Genomic DNA, 19009 nt, shown 5'->3' with positions numbered 1-19009 from the left:
TCTTCAAATAGAAATCATGTTCACTGAGGGCTCTTGCGTTTCACAGCTCAAGATCTCGGGCCGGGAGAAACGAGGCTCGTATAAGGATGAGCCGGCACAAGGACACAGCGGGACAAGGACCGAAGGACCCATTCGACGACGCCGGATCGGCACAGGCGGTCATCGACAGCACCGGCGCCGTCGTCGAATGGGGCGAGGGCGCCGAGCGGCTGCTCGGGCATGCAGCGCCGGACGTCGTGGGCCGGCCCGCGGAGCGGTTGCTGGCCCCGGACAGCAAGGTCGTCCTTCCGGAGGCGACAGCCGACCGTTGGAGCGGATGCGTCACCCTGCGCCATCGCGACGGCCATGAGGTGTCCGTGTGGCTGCTCGCCCATCGCAGTCGGCCGGAATCCGGCGAGCGCGGCGAGTGGCGGGTGATCTGCCCGCTGGAGGACAGCGGTCCGCTGCCGTCCGACGACCCTTTGTCGGCAGCGCTGTTGGAGCAGTCCCCGTGTCCCATGGCGATCTACGACGACCGGTTACGGCTGCACAGGATCAACGAGGCGATGGAACGCGTCATCGGCCTGCCAGAGGAACGCATCCGCGGCCTGCGGCTCACGGAGATCGGCGGCAAGCGGCAGAGCGAGGAACTCGAGCGGCATCTGCGCCGGGCCTTCCGCACTGGTCAACAGCAGGACGTGGACATCTACTTACGCACGGGCGGGGAGCAGCACGCACACCCGTGGTCGGCGAAGTTCGCGCCGCTGACCGACGCCGACGGTGTGGTGCGCGGGGTCTGTCTGACCGCGCACGACATCACGGAGCAGGATCTGGCCCGCCAGCGGCTGCAGTTGGTCAACGAGGCGAGCATCCGCATCGGCACCACGCTCGACGTCACGCGCACCGCCCAGGAACTGGCCGATGTGTGCGTCCCCGGTCTCGCCGACTTCGTGAGCGTCGACCTCATGGATCCGCCGGACGACAGCGGCGACTCCCCGGCGAGCATCCCCTCCGCCCCCGTGGTCCTGCGCCGCGCCGCCCATCGGTCCATCACGCCGGGCTGTCCCGAGGCCGTCATCGAGCCGGGCGAGGTCGACACGTACCCGGCCTCGTCTCCGCAGGCCGACTCGCTGCTGGCCGGCCGGACGACCGTGCGGTCCGACCCGGTCGCCGCCCTCCACGACTGGCTCGCCGGGGACTCGATGCGCACCGAGCGGGTCAAGGAGTACGGCGTGCACTCGGCGATGTCGGTGCCGATCCGGGCCCGCGGCGCGACCCTCGGCGTCGCCGTGTTCGTGCGGTACCGCAGCCCCGAACCCTTCACCCCCGAAGACGTACTGCTGGCCGAGGAGATCACGGCCAGAGCGGCCGTCTGCGTCGACAACGCCCGCCGTTTCTCCCGCGAGCGCGAGACCGCGCTGGTCCTGCAGCGCAGCCTGCTGCCGCAGACGCTGCCCCGAACTGCCGCGCTGCAGACGGCTTCGCGCTATCTTCCGGCGGCGCGTGCGGGGGTGGGCGGGGACTGGTTCGACGTCATTCCGCTGTCCGGGCTGCGCGTCGGCATGGTCGTCGGTGATGTCGTCGGCCACGGGATCCAGGCCTCCGCCACCATGGGGCGGCTGCGCACGGCCGTACGTACGCTCGCCGACGTCGATCTGCCGCCGGACGAGCTGCTGACGCACCTGGACGACCTCGTCGTACGGCTCTCCGCGGAGGCCGGGAACGGACACGCCACCGGCGAGGTCGGCGCCACCTGCCTCTACGCGGTGTACGACCCCGTCTCGCGCCGCTGCTCGTTCGCCAGGGCCGGCCATCCGCCACCCGTCATGGCCGTGCCGGGCGGTACCCCCCGGCAGATCGACGTGCCCGCGGGCCCGCCGCTGGGCGTGGGCGGACTGCCCTTCGAGAGCATGGAACTCGAGCTGCCCGAAGGAACCGTGCTCGCCCTGTGCACCGACGGCCTGATCGAGAACCGGGTCCAGGACATCGACGGGAGTTACGAGCTCCTGTGCGAGGTGCTGGCGCGATCCGCCGGTTCGCTGGACGAGACGTGCCAGGAGCTCGTACGGACTCTGCTGCCCCCTGACGGTGCGGCCGATGACGTGGCGCTCCTGCTGGCCCGTACCCAGGGCCTCGCCGCCTCTCAGGTCGCGACCTGGGACGTTCCCCCTGCCGCGGCCCTGGTGGCACGTGCAAGGAAGTACGCGACCGAGCAGCTGGGCGTCTGGGGACTGGACGAGGCGGCGTTCGCGGCCGAACTCGTGGTGAGTGAACTGGTCACGAACGCCATCCGGCACGGCAGTCCGCCCGTACGGCTGCGACTGATCCACGATGACGACGACGCCACGCTGATCTGCGAGGTGTCGGACGGCAGCGCCACGGCCCCGCATCTGCGCCGGGCCAAGACGTACGACGAGGGCGGGCGCGGACTGCTGCTCGTCGCCCAGCTCACCGAGCGCTGGGGCAGCCGCCCCACGGACGAGGGCAAGACCATCTGGGCGGAGCTGTCGGTGAGTTGACGAACGCGACAGCAAGGGAGACCCCTCGGTCGGGGTAACTCCCTTGCTGTCGCGGTGTGTTGACCGGAGCCTGCGTCCGGGTCAGGTTTTCTTACGTGCCGTCATCGCCCGCTGGATGAGGATGAACGCGCACAGCAGCACACCCGTGGCGATCTTCGTCCACCAGGAGCTGAGCGTGCCCTCGAACTGGATGATGCTCTTGATCAGGCCCAGGACGAGGACGCCGAAGAGGGTGCCGATCACATAGCCGGAGCCGCCCGTGAGCAGCGTGCCGCCGATGACGACCGCGGCGATCGCGTCCAGCTCCATACCGGTGGCGTGCAGGGGGTCACCGGACTGGATGTACAGGGTGAACAGCAGCCCGGCGAGCGCCGAGCAGAAGCCGCTGATCGTGTAGACGGCGATCTTCGTGCCGCCCTGCGGAAGGCCCATCAGCAGCGCCGACTGCTCGTTGCCGCCGACCGCGTACACCCGGCGTCCGAAGCGCGTGTAGTGCAGGACGTAGAAGGCCACGGCGAGGACGACCAGCGCGACGATCGCGCCGATCGAGAGGAACGCCCCTCCCAGCGACACCTGCGCCCCGGCCATGCTGCTCACCGAGGAGTCGCCGATGGAGATCGACTCCTTGCTGATGACCAGGCACAGGCCCCGGAAGAGGAAGAGTCCGGCCAGGGTCACGATGAAGGGCTGGATCTCGAAGTTGTGGATCACATAGCCCATCAGGAAGCCACCGAAGGCGCCCACGGCCAGCGCCATGGGGATGACGACCAGGATCGGCAGGCCCTGACGCTCCACCAGCCATGCTGTGAACATGGTGGTGAAGCCGATCACCGAGCCCACGGACAGGTCGATGCCACCGGACAGGATGACGAAGGTGACCCCGACGGCGGCGACCAGCAGATAGCCGTTGTCGATGAACAGGTTCATGAAGACCTGCGGTTCGCCGAACCCGTAGTTCTGGTACCGGCTGAGGCCCGCCACGTACATCGCGAGGAAGAGCCCGGCCGTCACCAGGACGGGCAGCCGCCGGTCGCCGAGCAGAGTCGCGGCCCTGGACGGCGATGGCGTACGGCTCTCGGAGGCCGTGGGGGTCTTCGTGGTCGTGCTCATCACGACACCTCCATCTTGGGAGCGGCCTCGGGCGCCGGGGCGGTGTCCGCCGGGGCCGCGGCGGGCTGACCGGTGCCGCCCTTCGCGCCGGGCTTGGTGCCGAGCTTGCCGCGGAAGACCTTGGCGCGGAACTTCGGGGACTGCAGCAGGCAGACGACGATGACGACGGCGGCCTTGAAGACCAGGTTGGTCTGGGTGGGCACGCCGATGGTGTAGATCGTGGTGGTCAGGGTCTGGATGACGAGGGCGCCGACCACCGTGCCGCCGATGGAGAACCGGCCGCCCAGCAGTGAGGTGCCGCCGATCACCACGGCGAGGATCGCGTCGAGTTCGATCCACAGGCCGGCGTTGTTGCCGTCCGCGGCCGAGGTGTTGGAGCTGATCATCAGGCCCGCGATGCCCGCGCACACCGCGCAGAACACGTACACCATGATCTTGATGCGGCGGGACCTGATGCCCACCAGACGGCTGGCCTCCGCGTTGCCGCCGACCGACTCCACGAGCAGGCCGAGCGCCGTACGGCGGGTCAGCATCACGGTGACGGCGACGACGACCGCCACCACGAAGATGGAGAACGGCAGGGTCAGCCAGTAGCCGCCGCCGATCATCTTGAACGGCTCGCTGTTGACGGTGATGATCTGCCCGTCGGTGATCAGCTGGGCCACGCCACGTCCGGCGACCATGATGATCAGCGTGGCGATGATCGGTTGGATACCCATCCGGGCGACCAGGAAGCCGTTCCACAGTCCGCAGATCACCGCGGCCATCAGGCCGATGCCCATGGCCAGGAACACCCCGGACAGGGCGCTCTGATCGGACTGATCACTGATGTACGAACAGGTCAGGGCCCCGGTGATGGCGACCACGGCGCCGACGGAGAGGTCGATTCCGCCAGTGGCGATGACCAGGGTCATGCCGACCGCCACCAGGATCAGGGGCGAGCCGAACAGCACGATGGAGACGAGGCTGCCGTGGAGGTGGCCGTTCGTCATCCGGATGGAGAAGAAGTCAGGGGTGAAGGGAACGTTGACGAGCAGCAGGACGACCAGGACCGCGACAGGCCAGAACAGGTGGTGGTGGGTCAGTGCTCGCCATCGGGGAGTGGTGGTCACTGGTGTTCTCCGCTCGCGATGGTCTCGAGGATCTTGCTGGTGGTGATCTCGGGCCCGTTGGTGAGCCGCGCCACCAGCCGGCGGTCGCGCAGCACTCCGATGGTGTGGCTGAGCCGGAGTACCTCCTCCAGCTCGGCCGCGATGTACAGCACGGCCATGCCCTCCTCGGACAGCGAGACCACCAGCTTCTGGATCTCCGCCTTCGCGCCGACGTCGATACCGCGCGTCGGCTCGTCCAGGATCAGCATCTTCGGCTGGGTGATCAGCCAGCGGGCGAGCAGCACCTTCTGCTGGTTGCCGCCGCTGAGCTGGCCGACCCGTGCCTCCGGGTTGGCGGGGCGGATGTCCAGCGCCTTGATGTACTTGGCGACCAGTTCGTCGCGCTGGGAGACCGGGATGGGCCGGGTCCAGCCGCGGGCCGCCTGGAGGGCCAGGATGATGTTCTCCCGCACCGTCAGATCCGGTACGAGGCCCTCGGTCTTGCGGTTCTCCGAGCAGAACGCGACGCCGGCGCCGATCGCGTCGTTCGGCGCGCTCATCGAGACCTGCTTGCCGCCGATGGTCAGCTTGCCGCTGTCCGGCTGGTCGGCGCCGAAGAGCAGCCGGGCGAGTTCGGTACGGCCCGAGCCGAGCAGGCCGGCGAGGCCGACGACCTCGCCCTTCTTGATCTCCAGGTCGAAGGGGGCGATGCCGCCCGTCCTGCCGAGGTTGTCCGCCTTGACCAGCGTCTCGCCGACGTCGGAGTGCAGCTGGTGCTCGTGGAGCCCCTCCAGCTGGTCCAGGGCCTTGCCGATCATGAGCTCGATCAGTCCGACCTGGTCGAGCTCGCTCACCATGTGCTCGCCGACGAGACCGCCGTTGCGCAGGACGGTCATCCGGTCGCAGATCTCGTAGATCTGGTCGAGGAAGTGCGAGACGAACAGGATCGCGACGCCCTCGTCCCTCAACTGCCGCATCAGGCGGAACAGTTCGAGGACCTCGTCGCGGTCCAGGCTCGAGGTCGGCTCGTCCAGGACCAGCACCTTGGTGCCGGATCCCGAACCGTCGCTGTCGCCGGTGCCCACGGACCGTACGATCGCCACCAACTGCTGGACGGCCAGCGGGTACGAGGACAGGGGCGCGGTCACGTCGATGTCGAGGCCGAGCCGGTCGACCAGTTCCGCCGCTTCCTTGCGCATGCGGTTCCACTGGATGCGGCCGAAGCGGGTGGGTTCACGTCCGATGAAGATGTTCTCCGCCACCGACAGGTTGGGGCAGAGGTTCACCTCCTGGTAGACCGTGCTGATCCCGGCCTGCTGCGCCTGCAGCGGGCTGTCGATCTGCACGGGCCGCCCGTCGAGGGTGATGGTGCCGTCGTCCAGCGCGTAGACGCCGGTCAGCACCTTGATGAGGGTGGACTTCCCGGCTCCGTTCTCGCCCATCAGGGCGTGGATCTCGCCGGGGAAGAGCCGGAAGTCGACACCGGACAGAGCCCGTACCCCCGGAAATTCTTTGACTATGCCCGTCATCTCCAGGACGGGCCGCGGCTCTGCCATGGCAGCGCTCCTCGTTGAATTCATGGAATTCGTTTCGGCCCGCAGGGAGCCCCGGGACCAGGGGTCTGGTCGGCCGTGGGCTCCCTGCCGGTGGGTGCGATCGGTCAGTACTTGCGGCTCGGGAGGACTTCCTTGGCCTGGTCCTGCATGAAGTCGCTCTCCTCGGTCTTGATCCAGCGCTCGACCGTCTCGCCGTCCTTGACCTTCTGCACGACCTCCATCAGCTGAGGGCCGAGCAGCGGGTTGCACTCGACGATGGCGTTGATCTTGCCCTCGGACATGGCGACGAAGCCGTCCTTCACGCCGTCGACCGTGACGATCAGGATGTCCTTGCCGGGCTTCTTGCCGGCCGCCTCGATGGCCTGGATGGCGCCGATGCCCATGTCGTCGTTGTGCGCGAACAGCACGTCGATGTCCGGGTTGGACTGCAGGAAGGCCGCCATGACCTGCTTGCCGCCGGCGCGGGTGAAGTCACCGGTCTGGCTGACGACGATCTTCCAGTCGTCCTTGTGGTCGGCGTCCATGACCTCCTTGAAGCCCTTGGCACGCTCGATCGCGGGGGCGGCACCGGTGGTGCCCTCCAGCTGTGCGATCTTCACAGCACCCTTGTGGCCGGCCTTCTCGAGGACCTTCTCCAGGATCCTGGCCGCGCGCCGGCCCTCGTCCGTGAAGTCCGAGCCGACGAGGGTGACGTACAGGGACTCGTCGGAGGTCTCGACGGAGCGGTCGGTGAGGACGACCGGGATCTTCTTGGCCTTGGCCTCCTTGAGCACCGCGTCCCAGCCGGTGACGACCACCGGCGAGAAGGCTATGACGTCCACCTTCTGGGCGATGAAGCTGCGGATCGCGGAGATCTGGTTCTCCTGCTTCTGCTGCGCGTCGGAGAACTTGAGGTTGTAGCCCGCCTCCTTGGCCGACGCCTTCACCGAGTCGGTGTTGGCGCTGCGCCAGCCGCTCTCCGAGCCGACCTGGGAGAAGCCGAGGGTGAGCTTCTTGCCGCCGCTGCCGCCGGAGGAGGAGGTGGAGGAGCCCTCGTCCTCCTTGGCGCAGGCCGCCAGGCCGCCCGCAGCCGCCACGCCGACCGCCGCGGTGAGGAAGTTCCTTCTGTTGAGCATCTGTCTTCTCCTTTGAAGAGCCGGCCCGGGTATGGACCCGCTGGTACTCGATGGGACCGGCCGCACAACGTCCAGCCTGTCGATCATTGTTCGAAATACCGGCCGCGTAGGTGCGTATGCGACCGATGGGTGTCGCGTCAGTTCAGCACGCCCTCCGGCTGAGGGGCGTACGGAAACGTACTGGCGCGAACGACGAGTTGCGGTTCGATGGCGATCCGGGGTGCCCCGGACAGGGCCCGGCCCTCGACGAGATCGAGGAGCAGGGCGATGCTCCGCTTCCCGACCGTCGAGAAGTCCTGCCGGACGGTGGTGAGCGGCGGAGCGAAGAACTCCGACTCCGGGATGTCGTCGAAGCCGACCACCGCCACATCCTTGGGAGTCCGCACCCCCGCCTCACGCAGGGCCCGCAACACCCCCAGCGCCATCTGGTCGTTGGCGACGAAGACGGCGGTGAGCCCGCGGCCCACCCAGCCGGCCAGCTCCTGACCGGCGCGGTAGCCCGACAGCGGACTCCAGTCCCCGTGCAGCAGCGTGGGCGGCTCGATACCGGACTCCTCGAGGGTCGCCCGCCAGCCGACGACCCGGTCGGCCGCCTCCTGCCAGTCCTCGGGTCCGGACAGGTGCCAGACCGTGCGGTGGCCGGCGGCCAGCAGATGACTGGTGGCCAGTCGCGCTCCCAGGTGCTGGTCCACGCTGACGCTGGGAATGTCCCCTTCCGGCTGCCCGCCTCCCACCACAACCACCGGGAAGGGACTGGAGAGTTCGGCCAGAGCCTCCACCGCCGATCGCTGGGGAGCGATGGCGATGACCCCCTCCACTCCGCCCTCGCTGAGGTGGTCCAGGGCCTCGGACAGCGTCTCCACGGTCAGCTTGCGCAGACTCACCGTCGAAACGAGATACCCCTCGGCACGTGCGGCCTCCTCGAGCGCGAACAGCGTACTGGCCGGCCCGAAGAGGGTGGTGTTGGAAGCGACCACACCGAGGGTGCGGGTGCGCCGGGTGGCCAGGGCACGTGCGGAGGAGTTGCGGCGGTAGCCCAGCTCCTTGATCGCGTGCAGCACCTTGGTCCGTGTCTCGTCCCGCACATTGGGGTGGTCCCCCAGCACGCGGGACACGGTCTGGTGCGAGACCCCTGCGAGTTGTGCGACATCCGCCATCGTGGGCGGTCGAAGCTGTGCGTGTGCCACGGCCGCGCCTCCTTGGATGCCGTTGAACACCGGTGGCCGGCGATGGTCGCCGACTGGTGAATGCGGACGTCATTGTGAGCGCTAACAATCCATGACGGTCAAGAGGGCTGCAAGGAGAAGGCGTCACGGTTGAATAACGTGGCGTTGCGCTCCGCTGGGTTGGGCGGCTTTGAAGCTGCGGGCCGGTGGAGGCTGGTCGCGCAGTTCCCCGCGCCCCTGGGAGGCCTGCGGCCTCCTCAGGCCGCGGTGCCCCGCACGGGACTTCATCGAGGCGATTCAAACGCCTTACGCCAACCGAAGAAGGCCGCACCCATGGTGATGAGTGCGGCCTATCCCCTGCGCCCCTGAGGCACTGTCAGCTGCTGGGCTGAGGGTCCGTCAACTGTCAGAGCTTGACGATCATTTTGCCGGTGTTGTCGCCTCGCAGGACGCCGAGGAACGCCTCCAGGTTGTTGTCGATGCCCTCGACAACCGTCTCGCGGTACTTCAGTTCGCCGGAGCGGATCCAGGGGCCGACCTCCTGGACGAACTCGGGCTGCAGGTCGTAGTGGTCGCCGACCAGAACACCCTCGACGCGGAGCCGGTTCTGCAGGATCTTGACCATGTTGCGCGGGCCGGGAGTCGGCTCCGTCGCGTTGTACTGCGAGATCATGCCGCAGATCACGGCCCTGCCGCGCAGGTTGAGCGCGCCGATCGCGGCCTCGAGGTGCTCGCCGCCGACGTTGTCGAAGTAGACGTCGATGCCGTCCGGGGCGGCCTCCTTGAGCTGCTCCCAGACCGGGCCGTTCTTGTAGTTGAACGCCGCGTCGAACCCGTACTCCTCGACCAGCAGCTTGACCTTCTCGTCGGAGCCGGCGGAACCGATGACCCGCGAGGCCCCCTTGAGCTTGGCGATCTGCCCGACCTGGCTGCCGACGGCACCGGCCGCGCCCGAGACGAAGACCGCGTCGCCCTCCTTGAAGGCGCCGACGCGCAGCAGACCCGCGTAGGCGGTCAGACCCGTCATGCCGAGCACACCGAGGTACGTGCTCAGCGGCGCCGCTTCGGGGTCGACCTTGACCGCCTGCTTGGCGTCCACGACGGCGTACTCCCGCCAGCCGAAGAAGTGCAGGACGTGGTCACCGACCGCGATGCCCTCGGCGTTCGAGGCGATGACCTCGCCGACGGCACCGCCCTGCATGGGCTCGCCGAGTTCGTAGGGCGCGACGTACGACTTCGCCTCGCTCATACGGCCGCGCATGTACGGGTCCACGCTGAGGTACTGGTTGCGTACCAGCACCTGGCCCGGGCCCGGCTGCTCGACCTCGGTCTCGACGAGGGCGAAGTTCTCGGGCTTGGGCCAGCCGACGGGGCGGCTGAGGAGGTGCCATTCGCGGTTGATCATGGGGAGCCTTTCAATTTACTTCAGTACCTGAAACAAGCATGCGGCCGAATATTTCATGTTGTCAAGTAATGCGGGTACGCTGGAGCGCATGGCCGCCCCGCAGAAGACCCGCCGTCCCGATGCCCTGACCTTGGAGGTCGTCGACCTCATCGGCACGGTGGTGGCTCGCTACCACGAGGAGTACGACGACGCTGCCGCTGAGCATGCGCTGACCGGGGCGCAGGCTCGGTTGCTGAGCCTGCTCTCGTTGGAGCCTTTGCCCATGCGACGACTGGCCCAGAAGCTCAAGTGTGAGCCTTCGAATGTGACAGGGATAGTGGATCGGCTGGAGTCGCGCGGGCTGGTCGAGCGGCGGCCCGATCCTGGCGACCGCCGGGTGAAGCTGGCGGCGGTCACCGATGAAGGGCGACGGGTCGCCCGGGGGCTTCGTGAGTCGCTGCACTTTGCGCGGGAGCCGTTGGCGGAGTTGTCTCGGGATGAGCGACTGGCTTTGCGGGACTTGCTTCTGCGGATGCTGGGCGGCGCATCCTGAGCTTTGGGCGCCTACGGGGTGGGGGGTTCTTGTTCGCTGGCGGGCGCGGGTCCATCGTGGCTTGTCGCGCCCACGCGGCGGAGCCGCAAATCGATACAGCCCCGCGCCCCTTTGGGGCCCGCTGCCCGAACCGTTGCGCACCTGAGAGCGCCGTCCGACACAGCGCCCGACACTTCCCAAAATTAGAATCGTTCTTTTTCTTGAATCGTTCGTGTTAGGCGATGTAGGTTGGGCGCCATGACCGCCTCCCAGACCCCGAGCACCGCCGATGAGCTGCGCGGTGTCGGTCTGCGGGTGACGGCCGGCCGTGTCGCGTTGCTGGAGACCGTTCGCCGTGGTGATCACCTCGGTGTCGAGGCGATCGCCTCCGGGGTGCGCGATCGGCTGGGCCAGGTCTCCCTGCAGGCCGTGTACGAGGGGCTGCACGCGCTCGTCGCGGCGGGCCTCGTACGCCGTATCGAACTGCCCGGCAGCCCGGCCCGGTTCGAGGGGCGTGTCGGGGACAACCATCACCACCTCGTGTGCCGGTCGTGCGGTGTCCTCGCCGACGTCGACTGCGCGGTGGGCCATGCCCCCTGCCTCACCGCATCCGACGACCGGGGCTTCTCGGTCGACGAGGCCGAGGTCATCTACTGGGGCGTGTGCCCCGACTGTTCCACCCCCCGCGGTACCTGATGAGCACCGTGATCCACTAGTAGTTCGGAAGGATTCCCCCAATGGCCGAGAACCCCGACGCAATCGTCACCGATCCCAAGGCGGAGGGCGCGGGCGGCTGCCCGGTCGCGCACGGGCGTGCCCTGCACCCGACGCAGGGTGGCGGCAACCGCCAGTGGTGGCCGGAGCGGCTCAACCTGAAGATCCTTGCCAAGAACCCCGCCGTGGCCAACCCGCTGGGCGAGGAGTTCGACTACGCCGAGGCGTTCAAGAACCTCGACCTGGCCGCGGTGAAACAGGACATCGCCGAGGTGCTCACCAGCTCGCAGGACTGGTGGCCCGCCGACTTCGGCAACTACGGCCCGCTGATGATCCGTATGGCCTGGCACAGCGCCGGCACCTACCGCATCAGCGACGGCCGTGGCGGCGCCGGCGCCGGTCAGCAGCGTTTCGCCCCGCTCAACAGCTGGCCGGACAACGGCAACCTGGACAAGGCGCGCCGTCTGCTCTGGCCGGTCAAGAAGAAGTACGGCCAGAACATCTCCTGGGCCGACCTCATGATCCTCACCGGCAATGTCGCCCTGGAGCAGATGGGCTTCGAGACCTTCGGCTTCGCCGGCGGCCGTGAGGACGTATGGGAGCCCGAGGAGGACGTGTACTGGGGCCCCGAGACCACCTGGCTCGACGACCAGCGCTACAGCGGTGACCGCGAGCTGGAGAACCCCCTCGGCGCCGTCCAGATGGGCCTCATCTACGTCAACCCGGAGGGCCCGAACGGCAACCCGGACCCGATCGCCGCGGCCCGCGACATCCGTGAGACGTTCCGCCGCATGGCGATGAACGACGAGGAGACGGTCGCCCTGATCGCGGGCGGTCACACCTTCGGCAAGACCCACGGTGCGGGCCCGGCGGACGCCGTCGGCAACGACCCCGAGGCCGCCTCCATGGAGGAGATGGGCCTGGGCTGGAAGAGCACCCACGGCACCGGCAAGGGCGGCGACGCCATCACCTCCGGCCTGGAGGTCACGTGGACGGAAACGCCCACGCAGTGGAGCAACAACTTCTTCAAGAACCTCTTCGAGTACGAGTACGAGCTCACCCAGAGCCCGGCCGGCGCGAACCAGTGGGTGGCGAAGAACGCCGAGGCGATCATCCCCGACGCGCACGACCCGTCGAAGACGAAGCTCCCGACGATGCTCACCACCGACCTGTCGCTGCGCTTCGACCCGATCTACGAGCCGATCTCGCGCCGCTTCTACGAGAACCCCGACCAGTTCGCGGACGCCTTCGCCCGCGCCTGGTACAAGCTGACCCACCGCGACATGGGCCCGAAGTCCCTGTACCTCGGCCCGGAGGTCCCCGAGGAGACCCTGCTCTGGCAGGACCCGCTGCCGCAGGCCGAGGGTGAGGCCATCGACGCCGCGGACATCGCGTCCCTCAAGGCCAAGCTCCTCGACTCGGGTCTGACCGTCTCGCAGCTGGTCAGCACCGCGTGGGCGTCGGCCTCGACGTTCCGCGGCAGCGACAAGCGCGGCGGCGCCAACGGTGCGCGCATCCGCCTGGAGCCGCAGCGCAGCTGGGAGGCCAACGACCCCGACCAGCTCGCGACGGTCCTGCGCACCCTCGAGGGCATCCAGCAGGAGTTCAACTCCGGCGCCAAGAAGGTCTCCCTGGCCGACCTGATCGTGCTCGGCGGCTCTGCTGCCGTGGAGAAGGCCGCCAAGGACGCCGGTCACGACATCGAGGTGCCCTTCACCCCGGGTCGTGTCGACGCGACGGAGGAGCACACCGACGCGGAGTCCTTCGCCGCGCTGGAGCCCAACGCCGACGGCTTCCGCAACTACCAGGGCAAGGCCAACCGCCTGCCGGCCGAGTACCTGCTGCTCGACCGGGCCAACCTGCTCACGCTGAGCGCCCCCGAGATGACGGTCCTCGTCGGTGGCCTGCGCGTCCTGGGCGCCAACCACCAGCAGTCGCAGCTCGGCGTGCTCACCGAGACGCCCGGCAAGCTGACGAACGACTTCTTCGCGAACCTGCTCGACCTGGGTACGACGTGGAAGTCGACGTCCGCCGACCAGACCACGTTCGAGGGGCGCGACGCCGCCACGGGCGAGGTCAAGTGGACGGGCACCCGCGCCGACCTCGTCTTCGGCTCGAACTCCGAGCTGCGTGCGCTCGCCGAGGTCTACGCGAGCGACGACGCGAAGGCGAAGTTCGTACAGGACTTCGTCGAGGCGTGGGTCAAGGTCATGAACCTGGACCGATTCGACCTCGTCTGATCGCTCCGGTCGCTCGGATCCCTCCGAGTACGACCTGGGTGACGTGAGTACGACGTCCGGGCCGGCCCCAGCGGGCCGGCCCGGACGTCGTCAGTTCTGTTGCCAGAAGCGGAGTTACGAGCAGAAGAACAGGAACCGCGTGCACGTCTCCGTGGGCGTCGGCTCCGGGGCCGGACGCTTCGACGTCGGGCGGGGATCCGGGGTGTCGGGGTCCTCAGGGGGCGGGCGCGGGGGGTCCTCGGGATCCTCGGACGTCGGCGTGGGAGAGGGCTTCTTGCTCTCGTCCTCGTCCTTGCCCTTGTCTCCCGGCTTCTTCGATTTCGAGGGCGAAGGAGAGGCCGAGGCCTCCGGCGACCGGGACTCCGTCACGGCGGAGCCCGCCGCCCCGCCTTTCGACGAGCCCGTCTTCCCGTCCTCCGACCCCCGCGAACCGGAGCCCTCGTCGTCCGTCGCGGTGTTCGGCTCCGCCGAGGGTGCCTCCTTGCCCAGCTCCGCCAGGCTCAGCCCGCCCGCGGCGAGCAGCAGCCCCGCCCCGATCAGCAGCGCCCGCTGCCGACGACGCCGGTGCACCGCCGCCCGCCTGTCCCGCCGGGTCTCCCGCGCCCCGCGATGGGAGCGGCCACGGGACCGGCGTCCACCGGCGGCCGAGGAGTCCTCGGGGTCGTCGGAGTCGCCGTGTCCGTCGTCGCCCGCCCGCGCACCCGCGCCCTCTCGCGCGTGTGCGGCGTTCAGCGACGCGGCGTACGCCCGGCAGGCTTCGGCCGGTGTGCCGCAGCCCGGACAGGCGAGGGCGCCGTTGAGGTGCCGTTGGCACGGGTGGCAGTAGTCCATGACGCCGGAAGACTAGATTCCGGACAGGTAACGTTCCTAGGGGCAGCTGTGAATGTTGTGTAGGGAGTGGCCTGTTCAGGCATACGAAAGCGCTGTCCAGGCATGCCGGGGCGCGGACAGCCCGGATCATTCCCCGCCATCCCACCGCCTTGGCGTCAAAACCGTTACGTGTTCGACCGCTCGACCCATTGACACTCCGACTGCCGAATCCTTACTGTCGCGACAGCATTTCGAACGAGTGACGAAATCTCGAACAGGGCCGACGAGTACAGGGAGCAGCTGCAGTGCGCATCACTGGAATCAGCACGCACGTGGTAGGGACGCCGTGGCGGAACCTGACCTATGTCCAGGTGCACACCGATGAGGGACTCACCGGTGTCGGTGAGACCCGCATGCTGGGTCATACCGACGCGCTGCTCGGCTATCTGCGGGAGGCAGAGGCCAACCACATTCTCGGCTCCGACCCGTTCGCTGTCGAGGACCTCGTCAAGCGCATGAAGTACGGCGACTACGGCCGCGCCGGCGAGATCGTGATGTCCGGTATCGCGGTGATCGAGATGGCCTGCTGGGACATCAAGGGCAAGGCCCTCGGCGTCCCCGTCTGGCAGCTGCTCGGCGGCAAGGTCACCGACAAGGTCAAGGCGTACGCCAACGGCTGGTACACCACGGAGCGCACTCCGGAGGCGTACCACAAGGCCGCCCAGCAGGTCATGGAGCGCGGCTACAAGGCCCTCAAGATCGACCCCTTCGGGACCGGTCACTTCGAGCTCGACCACGAGGCGACCCTGTACTCCGTCTCCCTCATCGAGGCCGTACGGGACGCCATCGGCCCCGAGGCAGAGCTGATGCTGGAGATGCACGGCCGCTTCTCCCCCGCCACCGCCGTACGGCTCGCCAAGGAGCTCGCGCCCTTCAAGCCGGCCTGGCTGGAGGAGCCGGTTCCGCCGGAGAACCTGAAGGCGCTGGAGAAGGTGGCGGCGAAGGTGGACATGCCGGTCGCCACCGGTGAGCGCATCCACGACCGCATCGAGTTCCGCGAGCTCTTCGAGAGCCAGGCCGTGGACATCATCCAGCCCGACGTCGGCCACATCGGCGGCATCTGGGAGACGCGCAAGCTGGCCGCGACCGCCGAGACGCACTACATGCTCGTCGCCCCGCACAACGTGGGCGGCCCGGTCCTCACCGCCGCCTCCCTCCAGGTCGGCTTCACCGCCCCGAACTTCAAGATCCTCGAGCACTTCAACGACTTCGCGGACGCGGACATCAAGAAGGTCGTCAAGGGCGCGCCCCAGGTCGTGGACGGGTACTTCCACCTCTCCGACGCGCCCGGTCTCGGCGTCGAGTTGGACACGGACGCGGCGGCCGAGTTCCCGCAGCAGCAGGCGCGCTTCGACCTGTGGGCGGACGGCTGGGAGCAGCGCAAGCCCAAGGGGTCCAAGTGAGCGTTGCTGTCGTCATCGAGGCTCCGGGCGAGCACCGGCTCGTCCCGCACGAGCCCACGGCTCCGGCCGCCGGGGAGGCCCTCGTACGGGTCCATGCGAGCGGCATCTGCGGCAGTGACCGTGAGGTGTACGAGGGCAACCGGCCCGAGGGGTACGTCCGTTACCCGCTCACGCCCGGCCATGAGTGGTCCGGCACGGTCGAGGCGGTCGGCTCCGGGGTCCCGGAGTCCCTCATCGGCCGCAAGGTGGTCGGCGAGGGGTTCCGCAACTGCCAGGTCTGCGACCGCTGCCACGCGGGCGAGACGACGCTGTGCTCCGCCGGGTACGAGGAGACGGGCTTCACGCAGCCCGGGGCGATGGCGGGCACACTGACGCTTCCGGCACGGCTGCTGCACGTCCTGTCCGACGACGCGGACCTGACCGCCGCCGCTCTGCTGGAGCCGGCCGCCTGCATCGCCGCCGCCGCGCTGAAGGCGAACGCCCGGCCGGGCGAGAGAGTGGCCGTCGTCGGCACCGGGACGCTGGGGATGTTCGCCGTGCAGTTCCTGAAGGCCGGCTCCCCGGGCGAGCTGCTCGTGGTCGGCACCCGCCCGGACCGCGCGGTGCTCTCCAAGGACTTCGGCGCCACGGAGTTCCGTACGAAGGACGAGGAACTCCCCGACGACTTCGACGTCGTCATCGAGACCGCCGGGTCCGCGGACGCGGCGCGCACCGCCGCCTCGCTGCTCCGACGCGGCGGCCGGCTCGTCCTGACCGGTATCCCGGCTCCGGGTGCCGACGGACTCGACCCCACCGATCTCGTCGTACGGCAGCTGGAAGTGCACACCGTGTTCGGTGCGGCCCCGGACGCCTGGGCGCACACGGTGCGGGTGTTCGGCGCCGGTCTGCTCAATCCGCTGCCCCTGGTCACCCACGAGCTGCCGCTGGAGGACTTCGCGAAGGCCATCGAGCTGGTCGGCTCCGGCGACCCGAAGGTCGGCAAGGTACTGATCAAGCCATAGTTCCCGTGGCGCCCGCACCGCCCCACGAGCCGCACGCCGGTACGGAGACCCTGACGCTCCGTACCGGCGTGCTCCCAATCCCCACGAACCATGTCCGAAACATCGAACGCGAAGGACAGCTTGTGACCGACGCTTCCGCCACGGCAGCCCGACGACCCGGCGAGCCGGCGCTCTCCGCTCTCGGCCTGGGCGCGCCCGCCCCCGATCCTGCCGACGCCTCACCGCACACCTTCCCCGGTGGCGGCCGCTGGCGCACCGAGGTCCCCTCCTGCGAGGGGCCCGAGGCGCTGGCCGTGGTCCTCAAGGAGTCCTCGCGCCTCGATGTGCCGATCCACCGGATCAGCCAGGGCAGCGGCATCTGGATGCTGAACGACGCCGAGATCACCGAGATGGTCGAGGCCACCGCCGAACGCGACATCGAGCTCTGCCTGTTCACGGGCCCGCGCGGCACCTGGGACATCGGCGGCTCGACCCGTACCGACTCCCGCGGCGGGGGCCTGCGCGCCCGCGGCCATGACGCGGTGGCCGGATGTCTCGAAGACGCCGTCCGCGCAACGGAGTTGGGCGTAAAGTGCCTCCTCGTGGCTGATGAGGGCGTGCTGTGGACGCTGCACCGCGCGCGTGCGGCCGGGATCATCCCCGCCGACACGACGCTGAAGGTCTCCGCGCTGATCGGCCCGGTCAACCCGGCCGCGTACGCCGTGTACGAGCAGCTCGGCGGAGACTCCATCAACGTGCCCAGCGATCTGACCCTGGACCACCTCACGGAGATCCGCCGGGTCAGCGCGGCCCCCATGGACATGTACATCGAGGCCCCGGACGATCTCGGCGGCTATGTCCGGATGTACGAGGTCGCCGAGCTGATCCGGCGCGGCGCCCCGCTCTACCTGAAGTTCGGCCTGTCCAAGGCCCCCGGAATCTACCCGTACGGGGCCCATATGCGGGACCTGACGCTGAGCACGGCCAAGGAGCGGGTGCGGCGCGGCCGGCTCGCTCTCGACCTGCTGGAGCGGCACGGAGCGGACGGCGATATGGCACCTCTGGGCTCGCGGCTGCCCGGCGACCTGAAACGATTCGGCATTCCCTCATAACGTTCCGGACAAACCCTCTTCACAAAAGACCACGCAGCCGCACACAATCCGACAGCCTCGCCAGTTCGGCGCACCCTCACACATCAAGGAAGATGATCATGCGCAACCGTAGAAGTGCACTCGCCGTCATAGCCGCGGCGTCCTCCCTTGCCCTGACGCTCTCCGCCTGCGGGCAGAGCGGCGAGGGCGGCAGCGAGGAGAACAAGGGGGACGCCAAGGGCTCCACCGTCGGCATCGCGATGCCGACCAAGTCCTCGGAGCGCTGGATCGCCGATGGTGCCAACGTCGAGAAGCACCTGAAGGACGCGGGCTACAAGACCAAGCTCGTCTACGGTGAGGACGACCCGGACCAGCAGGTCTCCCAGATCGAGAACCTGATCACCCAGGGCGTCAGCGCGCTGATCATCGCGGCGATCGACAACAAGTCGCTCGACAACGTTCTCCAGCAGGCCAAGGACGCCGACATCCCGGTGATCTCGTACGACCGACTCATCCTCAACAGCCCGAACGTGGACTACTACGCCTCGTTCGACAACGAGAAGGTCGGCCAGCTGCAGGGCCAGTACATCGCCGACAAGCTCGGTCTGGCGGACGGCTCCGAGAAGGGCCCGTTCAACATCGAGCTCTTCGCCGGCTCGAACGACGACAACAACACCAAGTACTTCTTCCAGGGCGCGATGAGCGTCCTGCAGCCGTACATCGACAAGAAGCAGCTGGTGGTCAGGTCGGGCCAGACCAAGCTGAACCAGGTCACCACCCTGCGCTGGGACGGCGGCACCGCCCAGAAGCGCATGGACGACCTGCTGACCGCCGCGTACAAGAAGGAGCGCGTCGACGCGGTCCTCTCGCCGTACGACGGCATCTCCATCGGCATCCTGTCGGCGCTGAAGTCGGACGACTACGGCTCCGCGAACAAGCCGCTGCCGATCGTCACGGGCCAGGACGCCGAGGTCGCCTCGCTGAAGTCGATCAAGGCCGACGAGCAGACGCAGACGGTCTTCAAGGACACCCGCGAGCTCGCCAAGGTGGCGGGCAACATGGTCGACTCCCTGCTCAACGACAAGAAGCCGAAGACCAACGACACCGAGACGTACCAGAACGGCGCGAAGGTCGTTCCCGCGTTCCTCCTGGAGCCGGTGAGCGTCGACAAGACCAACTACCAGAAGGTCGTCGTCGACTCCGGCTACGTCAAGGCCAGCGACGTCAACTGATCGCCGCACCAGCACCAAGGATTGGAA

Annotated in this window: 15 protein-coding genes; 8 read left to right on the top strand and 7 right to left on the bottom strand. The window is 68.4% G+C overall.

Annotated features, from left to right (window positions below; all coding sequences use genetic code 11):
* The first annotated feature begins 86 nt into the window (after positions 1-86).
* The gene (locus OHT21_RS33060; protein ID WP_328771924.1) at positions 87-2498 is read left to right on the top strand and encodes a SpoIIE family protein phosphatase; all 2412 of its coding nucleotides are present in this window, start codon (positions 87-89) and stop codon (positions 2496-2498) included.
* Positions 2499-2579: 81 nt separating this feature from the next.
* Here the strand turns inward: OHT21_RS33060 and yjfF are convergent, their stop codons facing one another.
* The 6 genes from yjfF to OHT21_RS33030 form a co-directional block, all read right to left on the bottom strand.
* Positions 2580-3608, bottom strand: coding sequence for a galactofuranose ABC transporter, permease protein YjfF (gene yjfF / locus OHT21_RS33055; protein WP_328771923.1), 1029 nt, complete (start codon positions 3606-3608; stop codon positions 2580-2582).
* Entirely contained in the window at positions 3608-4720 is a 1113-nt protein-coding gene (locus OHT21_RS33050; protein ID WP_328771922.1) for an ABC transporter permease, read from the bottom strand. The genes yjfF and OHT21_RS33050 overlap by 1 nt, the downstream gene beginning before the upstream one ends.
* A complete protein-coding gene (locus tag OHT21_RS33045; protein ID WP_328771921.1) occupies positions 4717-6255 on the bottom strand; it encodes a sugar ABC transporter ATP-binding protein in 1539 nt (512 codons plus the stop codon). Before OHT21_RS33045 ends, OHT21_RS33050 begins: the two co-directional genes overlap by 4 nt.
* A gap of 104 nt (positions 6256-6359) precedes the next feature.
* Positions 6360-7370 (bottom strand): ABC transporter substrate-binding protein, encoded by a 1011-nt coding sequence (locus tag OHT21_RS33040; RefSeq protein WP_328771920.1) that lies wholly within the window; start codon positions 7368-7370, stop codon positions 6360-6362.
* A gap of 137 nt (positions 7371-7507) precedes the next feature.
* Positions 7508-8557 carry a LacI family DNA-binding transcriptional regulator gene (locus tag OHT21_RS33035; protein ID WP_328771919.1) on the bottom strand — a complete coding sequence of 350 codons (1050 nt, stop codon included), beginning with the start codon at positions 8555-8557 and terminating at the stop codon, positions 7508-7510.
* A 385-nt stretch (positions 8558-8942) separates the two neighbouring features.
* Positions 8943-9941, bottom strand: a complete 999-nt coding sequence (locus tag OHT21_RS33030) for an NADP-dependent oxidoreductase (protein WP_328771918.1) — start codon at positions 9939-9941, stop codon at positions 8943-8945.
* 88 nt (positions 9942-10029) lie between these two features.
* Here OHT21_RS33030 and OHT21_RS33025 point away from each other — a divergent pair, with 88 nt between their 5' ends.
* The 3 genes from OHT21_RS33025 (at position 10030) to katG (ending at position 13406) form a co-directional block, all read left to right on the top strand.
* Complete coding sequence (locus OHT21_RS33025; RefSeq protein ID WP_328771917.1) at positions 10030-10473, top strand: MarR family winged helix-turn-helix transcriptional regulator; 444 nt, start codon at positions 10030-10032, stop codon at positions 10471-10473.
* Positions 10474-10710: 237 nt separating this feature from the next.
* On the top strand, positions 10711-11148 hold the full coding sequence (locus tag OHT21_RS33020) for a Fur family transcriptional regulator (protein ID WP_328771916.1): 438 nt from the start codon (positions 10711-10713) through the stop codon (positions 11146-11148).
* 41 nt (positions 11149-11189) lie between these two features.
* Positions 11190-13406 carry a catalase/peroxidase HPI gene (katG, locus tag OHT21_RS33015; RefSeq protein WP_328771915.1) on the top strand — a complete coding sequence of 739 codons (2217 nt, stop codon included), beginning with the start codon at positions 11190-11192 and terminating at the stop codon, positions 13404-13406.
* A gap of 114 nt (positions 13407-13520) precedes the next feature.
* On the opposite strand, the gene OHT21_RS33010 is transcribed toward katG, so the two are convergent.
* Entirely contained in the window at positions 13521-14237 is a 717-nt protein-coding gene (locus OHT21_RS33010) for an SCO2400 family protein (protein ID WP_328771914.1), read from the bottom strand.
* Between the two features lie 284 nt (positions 14238-14521).
* Between OHT21_RS33010 and OHT21_RS33005 the strand changes: the two genes are divergently transcribed.
* The 4 genes from OHT21_RS33005 (at position 14522) to chvE (ending at position 18982) form a co-directional block, all read left to right on the top strand.
* Entirely contained in the window at positions 14522-15679 is a 1158-nt protein-coding gene (locus OHT21_RS33005) for a mandelate racemase/muconate lactonizing enzyme family protein (protein WP_328771913.1), read from the top strand.
* Complete coding sequence (locus OHT21_RS33000; protein WP_328771912.1) at positions 15676-16680, top strand: zinc-dependent alcohol dehydrogenase; 1005 nt, start codon at positions 15676-15678, stop codon at positions 16678-16680. The genes OHT21_RS33005 and OHT21_RS33000 overlap by 4 nt, the downstream gene beginning before the upstream one ends.
* A 122-nt stretch (positions 16681-16802) precedes the next feature.
* Positions 16803-17771, top strand: coding sequence for a hypothetical protein (locus OHT21_RS32995; RefSeq protein WP_328771911.1), 969 nt, complete (start codon positions 16803-16805; stop codon positions 17769-17771).
* A gap of 98 nt (positions 17772-17869) precedes the next feature.
* Positions 17870-18982 (top strand): multiple monosaccharide ABC transporter substrate-binding protein, encoded by a 1113-nt coding sequence (chvE, locus tag OHT21_RS32990; protein ID WP_328771910.1) that lies wholly within the window; start codon positions 17870-17872, stop codon positions 18980-18982.
* Positions 18983-19009: the final 27 nt, after the last annotated feature.

Source organism: Streptomyces sp. NBC_00286, assembly GCF_036173125.1.
Taxonomy (GTDB): Bacteria; Actinomycetota; Actinomycetes; order Streptomycetales; family Streptomycetaceae; genus Streptomyces.
Note: the sequence above shows the minus strand (reverse complement) of the source record. Positions and strands in the feature narration are given on the sequence as shown.